Origin of the sequence: Vibrio sp. OPT46, from assembly GCF_015163535.1 — a bacterium.
GTDB lineage: Bacteria > Pseudomonadota > Gammaproteobacteria > Enterobacterales > Vibrionaceae > Vibrio > Vibrio alginolyticus.
In genome coordinates this window covers 140,755-149,383 of sequence record NZ_JADDYG010000092.1, presented here as the reverse complement: position 1 = coordinate 149,383, position 8,629 = coordinate 140,755, and the positions used below count along the sequence as shown (strand labels likewise).

Here is an 8,629-nt window from a genome sequence, read left to right as displayed (position 1 = left end):
CAACATCGACTAAAGTGATTTCTGCTTGTTATATGTGAAACTGATCACTCAACCACCCGCTTACTTAGCTCGCCCTACCTATCTCAACCAACACTGCCCGGGTTAGAAGCTGCACATTCTCATCCGCAGGAAATACCACTACAACCATTGAATCTTGGTCAAAATCACTATTTAATGGAAATACATTCATATAAATTGATTGCTTATTCACATCAAGGAAGAAACCTATGTCATACATACACGATACTATTGTTGCGTTGCAACACAGTAGCCCTGCGCAAAAAGAATTTTACCAAGCGGTAGAAGAAGTATTAACTTCTCTCGCGCCGGTAATAGAAGGCAATAATAAATATAAGGAACAAGCGATTATCCAGAGGATCGTCGAGCCAGAACGTCAAATCATGTTTCGAGTTCCTTGGGTTGATGATGCTGGAAATGTACAAGTAAACAAAGGTTATCGAGTTGAATTCAACTCTGCTTTGGGGCCGTACAAAGGAGGATTGAGATTCCATCACTCAGTCAATGCGAGCATCATAAAATTTCTCGGCTTTGAGCAAATCTTTAAAAACGCACTGACTGGCCTTCCTATCGGTGGCGGCAAAGGCGGTTCAAACTTCGATCCTAAAGGAAAATCCGACGGCGAGATCATGCGATTTTGCCAATCATTTATGAACGAGTTGTACCGTCATATCGGTCCTGCCACCGATGTTCCCGCAGGCGATATCGGCGTCGGGGCGCGCGAAATTGGCTATATGTTTGGTCAATACAAACGATTGACGGGGCGCTACGAAGGTGTGCTTACAGGCAAGAGTCTGCTTTGGGGGGGCTCACTCGCCAGAAAAGAAGCGACAGGATATGGCGCCGTCTATTTTGCAGAATGCATGCTCAACGACCGCAACGATTCATTGAAAGGGAAAACTTGCCTCGTTTCTGGTGCTGGCAACGTGGCTATCTACGCCATTGAAAAACTGTACCATATGGGAGCAACGCCGGTTACATGCAGCGACTCTCGAGGTACGATCTATCATGAGCACGGTATTGATCTTAAGCTCCTCAAACAACTGAAAGAAGTGAAAAGAGCAAGCTTAGAAGAATATTTAGAAACTTACCCTGAAGCAGAATACACACCAGAGGGCGACTATCCTAATGAAGGGCATGCTGTTTGGCGATATCAGGCTGATGCTGCCTTCCCTTGTGCGACTCAAAATGAATTAACGTCAGACGACGCACTGGCTCTTATCGAAAACGGATGTATTTTGATTAGTGAAGGGGCGAACATGCCAACCACCCGTGATGCTGCCAATATTATCGTGGACTCAGACATAGCTTATGGGCCTGCCAAAGCAGCCAATGCAGGCGGTGTTGCAACCAGTCAACTTGAAATGGCGCAAAACGCCAGCATGCAAAACTGGACGTTTGAACAAGTGGATAGTCAGTTGCAAACCATCATGAAGAATATTTTCATCAATGCAAACGAAACCAGTAAAGAGTTTGGCCAACCTGGAAATTTAGTTTTAGGCGCCAACATTGCAGGCTTTAGAAAAGTCGCTGATGCAATGATTGAGCAAGGTGTCGTCTAGGTGAACGAGCCAGCAGGATGACTGCTGGCTTAATATAACTCTGTAATAGGCCGCGCTTTCGATAAAGAGCTTCACTTAATTCGCAATAAGCGTTGTCACTTCTGTTTTAACGGAGTTGGCGATAAAGCAATTCTCATGGGCCATGTGGTGCAGTTTTTCTAATTGAGATGGTGTCGGTTGTTTTTCACCTGAAAATGTTATCTCAGGGTTTAACGTCACCTTTGATACCCACTCTTTTCCGTTTTCGCCTTTTTCAAGCTCCCCCACCGCTTCATCTAAGTAACTGTCCACAACATAACGTCGCTTTGCTGCAATAGACAGGAAAACGAGCATATGACAACTAGAAAGTGCCGCGACAAACGCTTCTTCTGGATCAACATTTTCTTCTACGGATAGTGGTAATGGTACTACGTGGGGAGATGGAGATGCTGGGACTTGCAACCCTCCATCAAATTGCCAAATGTGTGCCCTACTATACTTATTATCCTTAAACTCTTCGCCAGCTTTACGATGCCATTTGATTAAAGCGGAATGCTTACTCATTCTAACTCCCTGATTTTCCGACGACGAATCAACACTATCCGTCCTTGCCACAGTAAACCACAACAAAATGAGTTAAGGAAAGCATCGCACTCACAGGGACTATAAAATCTGTTGAGGATCGGCATTGTTCCTCTGGATATCATCCAAAAGTCTATGAGACTGATGGATGTTGACCTGTAACCGATTGATCAGCATCTGCAACTGCTCAATCTCGGGACTTTGGTTGGCTTTAAGTTGAGTTTCCAGGGCCTCCGTTTGGCTCGCCAAAATAGGTAAACTTAGGTTCAGTGCCATCCCTTTCGTTTTGTGCAACGTCAGCTCTAATGAAGCAAAGTCTTCAGCCATAAAGTATTCAATAAGCTCATCAACAGATGTCTCAAAATCGACAATAATGCTTTTTAGCAGCTCGTCGAGCGCTTCTGGCTCATCTCGTAAAGAAGCAAACATGCCTGAGCGGGAGAGTTCTTCCTCTGTTAACCTTAAGTTCTCGATTGGCTTACGTTGCAACTGAAGCACATTGCTGTCAATCGTTAGTGGCGGATTCTGTTTCGGTTCGAGTCTGGCTGCAAACTGTTTGAGAGCGTCTGAAAAGCTCTCATGCTGTAGCGGTTTTGTAAGCACATGGTCTGCTCCTGCTTCAATAAAGCTATCATGGGCTTCACGAAATACGTCTGCCGTGTACGCAAAGAGTAATGTCTTGATACCTAACTCTTGTCGGATAACGCGTGTCGCCTCAACGCCATTCATCTCGGGCATATGGTTGTCCATCAAGATCAGGTCGTACTCGTTCTCTTTCGCCTTTTTAACCGCGATTAATCCATTTTCTGCAACATCCACTTCATGCCCGAGCTTTTCGCAAAACCCTTTTGCCACAATGGCATTCACACGGTTATCATCAGCAAGTAGTATCTTTAAATGGTGTGATTTTGCGCGAGGTTTCGGTGCTTCTTGCTGCTTTTTCGGAGCAGATTCTACCCAAGGAATCGGCAACTCAACGATAAATTGACTTCCAACGCCTTCTATACTCTTGAGAGTAATATGGCCACCCATCAAATCGGTTAGTTTTTTGACGATGGCTAACCCAAGCCCTGTTCCGCCGAACCTTCGAGTCGTTGATGAGTCTGCTTGCTCAAACGAGTTAAAAATATGCTCGTGCTTGTCTGGCGCAATACCAATACCGGTGTCGCTCACGCGCATGACCAACAACTGATTCGATTCATCTAACTCGGTTCTAACCAGCACATGCCCTTCATTGGTAAACTTCACCGCGTTACCGGCGAGATTAAATAAGATCTGTCGTAAACGCGCACAATCCCCAGTAAATTCAGTATATTCAGAAACCTCGTTTTCCAAGATTAGCTCGATATTTTTTTCATCAACAAGTGGTTTTATTGCGCTACACACCGGAGAAAGCACTTGATCGAGCTTAAACTTAGCTTGCTCAAATTCCAGTTTGTTTTCTTCAACTTTAGAAAAATCCAAAATATCGTTGAGGATAGTCATCAGATGCTGGCCAGAGTCAAGAATAACCCTAATGTGCTCTTTCGTCGTCGGCTCTTTGGTCTCTTCTGCAATCATTTGAGAAAGCCCTAGTACGCCATTCATCGGCGTTCTCAGTTCGTGACTCATTGCAGCAAGAAAATTTGATTTCGCTTTTGCCGCTCGCTCGGCTTTGTTTCTCGCCTCTTCAATTTCAAGATTCAACTGTTTTAAGTTATGCATTCGGTGATGTGACTGATAAACAAACGCGCTAACTAGAAACATCACCGCGATAAATACAAACAACCACGTAAAACGCGCCTCACTTTGAGCAATATTGAGTAACCGATGCTCTGAGCTTTCGACAAACTCAATATAGGTGTGATCAAGCAGTTCATTCGTCAGCAATTCAATTCTTTTATCACTCGTTTGAAGCCGCTTAAGGAAGTTCGCTTCCTTTTCACTCTCAACTTCAGTTTGTGTTAGAAGCAACTGGTTGAGAAATTCAAAATAACGACTGCCACCCAATGATTGGCCGCGCTCGGTAGAAACATCTTGCTGATATAAATTGAACAACATGAGTAATGCATACCGATTTTCTACCTGAACACCAATTAACATATCAAGCTTCAACGTTGTTTGAAGCACTCGCTCCTTAAACTGTTCAAGCGTATCCCTAACTTTTATACGATTGGGTGTCACGGGAAACCAAACAGATGCCTTTGATGATTCCAACAGTGCCTGTGCTGCGATTTCTATCTCTACTAAAGATGTTGTTAACTCATAGTTTTTCCTATCTTCAACGGCATATCGGTTCACGATAACATCACGCTCTTCAATCAACTCATGTCCGATATTCATTAGCCCTGCATGAAATTCTTGAGCGTTTTTTGAATTCATATACGACATATACGCCAGTGTGCAGCACGTCAGTATCCCAATAAAAAAGCAAAAGTTGATCAGTTTGAATTTATTCATTTTCCAACACCTCTAAAATTATGGGTCTAGGTGCTGTCAACGACTGCAAGAATGCTTCAATGTCCGCGACATTCTCATCGTTCATCGTTATACCGAGCTGGGTTTTAGCCATGATTTGTATCGCGTCGGATAACTTATCGACTTGCCCATTATGAAAATAAGGACTCGTTAGCGCGACATTGCGTAAACTGGCTACTCTAAAATAGAATCGCTCTTCATCTTCTATCGTAACGAGTTGCCTGCCCGAGTCCTCTACTACTGGCTTATCCTTGAAATAGGCGAACCTTTGGATCATCGCTCCGCCGATATTTTTGCCCTGATGACACTGCACACAACCTGAAGTCTGAAATGTTTTCCAACCTCTGATTTGCTGTTCACTCAGTACATGCGTGTAACCCAATAAGTAAGCATCGAATGGTGCGCCAGGCGTCTGCAGCCCTTCAACAAACTCCACAATAGCGGACTTGATATTATGAACGTTAATCGGCAATTCATCGTCACGACTAAATAGCGCTTGATAATGTTCACTCTCTTTTACATATTGCTCTATTGTTTGCCAGTTTGAGTCCATTTCCATTGGATTATGGATTGGACCATCAATCTGAGCCATCAAGGTGTTTTCCGTTCCATCCCATAAAAAACGATAATTTAACGCCGCATTAAACACTGTTATAGAATTTCTAATTCCATCACCTTTCACCCCCGTAGAGACTGGTGTATTTTCAGCGCCATTGGTTTGCAGATTGTGGCATGTCGCGCAGCTGACATTACCATTTGACGATAATTGAGGATCGCGGAAGAGATGCCAGCCAATTCTCGCTAGCTTAATATCCACATTAGGATCACCCTGTATGGGCTGAACTAGGGAGATATCACCTAACATCTTCGCGTTTCTTGCGGTTGTTGTTTGGCTCAAAATGAGTGTTACAACAGCTAGTGCGATTGCGCTGAATTGCCTCATCAACTACATACCTTAAACTTGTCATTGATATGAATTTAGTTGCATTTTGGCGTTTTTTCCACCGACAGGAAGTTGAAAAAACGAGTTAAGTATTGCTTTGTTTAAGGCTTTGGTTGAAGAGGGAGTAATAAGGCGAATAGGAAGAAACCTATCGCCTTATGAGTAGCTAACGTATTGAAATCTGAGTTTAGTGTAGAAAAGCCAAAAACCGTTGAAACCAAGTCACCTCTCCATAGGAGATCAGATCGAAAATAGTAAAGAAAACGGCACAGATAACGGCCAACTTAATCAAACGCTGAACAATAAACATAAACATCACAATTACCAATAATTTGCTTTAGTTTACTATCTCACACAGCGTTTATATATAAAAAAGTAGTCTCCTAATTAGCCTCGGCAGCTTATTCATTAGAACCTATACTCAAGCATCTCTAAGTTATTTGGATATACTTGAATTAGGATTTCAAAAAGTCCCTGTGACCACACAAGGAGGACTGCATGAAACGACTATGGATATGGTTCTTACCTTTACTCTTGATGGCCAGTCAAGCACTGGCGAATACTGTTTGGATTGTTCCTGTCAAAGGCGCTATAGGGCCTGCTACTAGCGACTATTTATCTCGTGAAATAGAAGAAGCTCAACTAAACGGTGTCAGTTTAGTGATCTTAGAGATGGACACACCAGGCGGCTTAGATAGCGCAATGCGAGATATTATTCACGCGATTACCACCTCCTCCACTCCAATTGCGACTTGGGTTGGCCCGTCAGGATCTAGAGCGGCTAGCGCAGGGACATACATTTTACTCGCCAGCCACGTTGCCGCCATGGCTGAAGCCACCAACCTTGGCGCGGCAACGCCCGTCGCGTTAGGTGGTGCCCCTCAGCCCCCTTCATCGGATGATGGCAAAGATCAAAACGCGGAAGAAACGTCAGAAGGAACCAACGAAGGTTCAGAGAAAGTTCCCGCGAAAACCGCAATGGAGAAAAAGGTGATTAATGATGCTAGAGCCTATATTAAAGGCTTAGCAAAGCTTCATGGCCGAAATGCAGAGTGGGCAGAGAAAGCAGTGAGCGAAGCAGCGAGTTTGGACGCCACAGAGGCATTGGAATTAAACGTTATTGATTATATAGCCAACTCACCAGAGGATTTAGTCAAAGCCATTGATGGACAAACTGTTAAAGTTAACAATCGTGATGTGACATTGTCACTGGAAAATCCCGTATGGATTGAAAGAACACCCGATTGGCGAGCAGAAATGCTAGCCGTTATAACCAATCCAAACGTTGCCTACATTCTAATGCTCATCGGCATCTACGGTTTACTTCTTGAATTTTACAACCCAGGAATTGGCTTACCCGGTGTGCTAGGTGGGATTTGTCTGCTTCTTGCCATGTACGCACTACAAATGATGCCCGTCAACTACGCAGGTCTTGGTCTGCTGTTACTCGGTATTGCACTAATGATAGCGGAAGCATTCAGCCCGAGCTTTGGTATTTTGGGCTTAGGCGGCGTTGTCGCCTTTGTACTCGGTTCGATATTTCTCATGGACAGTGAGTTACCAGGATTCCAGATCGCCCTTCCTTTGATTTTTGGTATTGCCATATTTTCCGTGGCTCTAATCGTGCTGACCGTCGGCCTGCTGCTCAAAATTCGTCGCCGGCGTGTAACGACGGGTTTAGAGACTTACCCTGGGAAGGTCGCCGTGGTAAGCGATGACTTTATCGATGGCGAAGGACGCGTTCAACTCAACGGTGCGTTATGGCGAGCTAAAGCCAAAGACCATCAACAATTCAAACAAGGTGATCACGTCACCATTGTTAATGTTAAAGGGCTGACCTTAACTGTGATGCCTGATGACCGCCAAAATAAATAGGAGGCGCTTTATGATGCTCTATACCGTTGCGGTGATCGTGGTGCTGCTGTTCGCACTAGCGACCCAAATGTTCAAGGTTTTGAGAGAATACGAACGTGGGGTTGTGTTCTTTCTTGGTCGATTTCAAGAAGTCAAAGGACCTGGTTTGATCATCCTTATCCCATTTATTCAGCAAATGGTGAGGGTTGATTTACGTACTGTCGTTTTGGATGTGCCGACACAAGATTTAATTACCAAAGATAACGTTTCTGTGCGCGTCAACGCGGTCGTTTATTTTCGCGTAGTCGATCCTCAAATGGCGATTAACAATATTGAAAGCTACAGCGATGCCACCAGTCAGTTAGCACAAACCACGCTGCGCTCGGTATTGGGTCAGCATGAACTCGATGAATTGCTATCAGAGCGAGAACGCCTCAATAAGGATTTACAATCCATTCTCGATCAACAGACTGATGACTGGGGAATCAAGATTGCTACGGTTGAAGTCAAACATGTTGATTTAAATGACAGCATGGTCAGAGCCCTAGCCCGTCAGGCAGAAGCAGAACGTAACCGTAGGGCGAAGATCATTCACGCTACTGGTGAGTTAGAGGCTTCAAATAAATTAAAAGAAGCAGCGCAAATGCTCAACGAAGCACCGAATGCACTGCAATTACGTTACATGCAGACACTCACTGAAATCACTACAGACAAAACATCCACTATTATTTTTCCAATGCCGATCAATCTTGTCGAAGCTGTCAGTGATATCGCCGAAGCGGTGAAAAAGAATAAAGAGACACAAGATAAGTAAGGTTCTGACCCTAGGAAGTAACGACCACTCACGTTACTTCCTTATTTGGAACTCGCTTTAAGGATGTGCCCATCTTCTTTATCACACTCTTGTTTCATTACTTCTAAGCCCGTTTTAAAGCATGTTCGCCAAGCGGTTTCAACATCGGCATCATACCCGGAATCACACTGTCGAACCGTTTCTAACAAACTCTCAAGCCAAACATCAAAATCCTGCGGCTCTATACCAATATCTGCACTTGCATGCTTTTTCCCATACTTTTCCACCATTTTGTGCGCTTCGGTCGAGGTATCTGCCATCATAAAAAATACGATAGACCCTCTAAGCATTCTCACTTGTTGGTGCATGTCTATACCATCAAACTTCTGTCTAAAGTTGGCGCTTTTCGACCATAAATTTTTGTAGAACAAGTCGAAAAAT

The 8,629-nt window shown here is 44.0% G+C and carries 7 protein-coding genes; 3 read left to right on the top strand and 4 right to left on the bottom strand.

Annotated elements, in window-relative coordinates:
- Positions 1 to 227 precede the first annotated feature (227 nt).
- A complete protein-coding gene (gene gdhA, locus IQR33_RS04100) occupies positions 228 to 1,580 on the top strand; it encodes an NADP-specific glutamate dehydrogenase (protein ID WP_017633658.1) in 1,353 nt (450 codons plus the stop codon).
- Positions 1,581 to 1,655: 75 nt separating this feature from the next.
- Here gdhA and IQR33_RS04095 read toward each other — a convergent pair whose 3' ends face one another.
- From IQR33_RS04095 to IQR33_RS04085, 3 genes are all read right to left on the bottom strand, one after another.
- A complete protein-coding gene (locus tag IQR33_RS04095) occupies positions 1,656 to 2,123 on the bottom strand; it encodes an OsmC family protein (protein ID WP_193837966.1) in 468 nt (155 codons plus the stop codon).
- 99 nt (positions 2,124 to 2,222) lie between these two features.
- A complete protein-coding gene (locus IQR33_RS04090) occupies positions 2,223 to 4,580 on the bottom strand; it encodes an ATP-binding protein (protein ID WP_193837965.1) in 2,358 nt (785 codons plus the stop codon).
- Entirely contained in the window at positions 4,573 to 5,541 is a 969-nt protein-coding gene (locus IQR33_RS04085) for a cytochrome-c peroxidase (RefSeq protein ID WP_005373180.1), read from the bottom strand. Before IQR33_RS04085 ends, IQR33_RS04090 begins: the two co-directional genes overlap by 8 nt.
- Before the next feature lie 498 nt (positions 5,542 to 6,039).
- Here IQR33_RS04085 and IQR33_RS04080 point away from each other — a divergent pair, with 498 nt between their 5' ends.
- On the top strand, positions 6,040 to 7,416 hold the full coding sequence (locus tag IQR33_RS04080; RefSeq protein WP_005382635.1) for an NfeD family protein: 1,377 nt from the start codon (positions 6,040 to 6,042) through the stop codon (positions 7,414 to 7,416).
- 10 nt (positions 7,417 to 7,426) lie between these two features.
- Positions 7,427 to 8,209, top strand: coding sequence for a slipin family protein (locus IQR33_RS04075; protein ID WP_005373196.1), 783 nt, complete (start codon positions 7,427 to 7,429; stop codon positions 8,207 to 8,209).
- 41 nt (positions 8,210 to 8,250) lie between these two features.
- Here IQR33_RS04075 and IQR33_RS04070 read toward each other — a convergent pair.
- A partial coding sequence (locus IQR33_RS04070; protein ID WP_193843537.1) for a globin occupies positions 8,251 to 8,629 on the bottom strand: 379 nt, incomplete at its 5' end.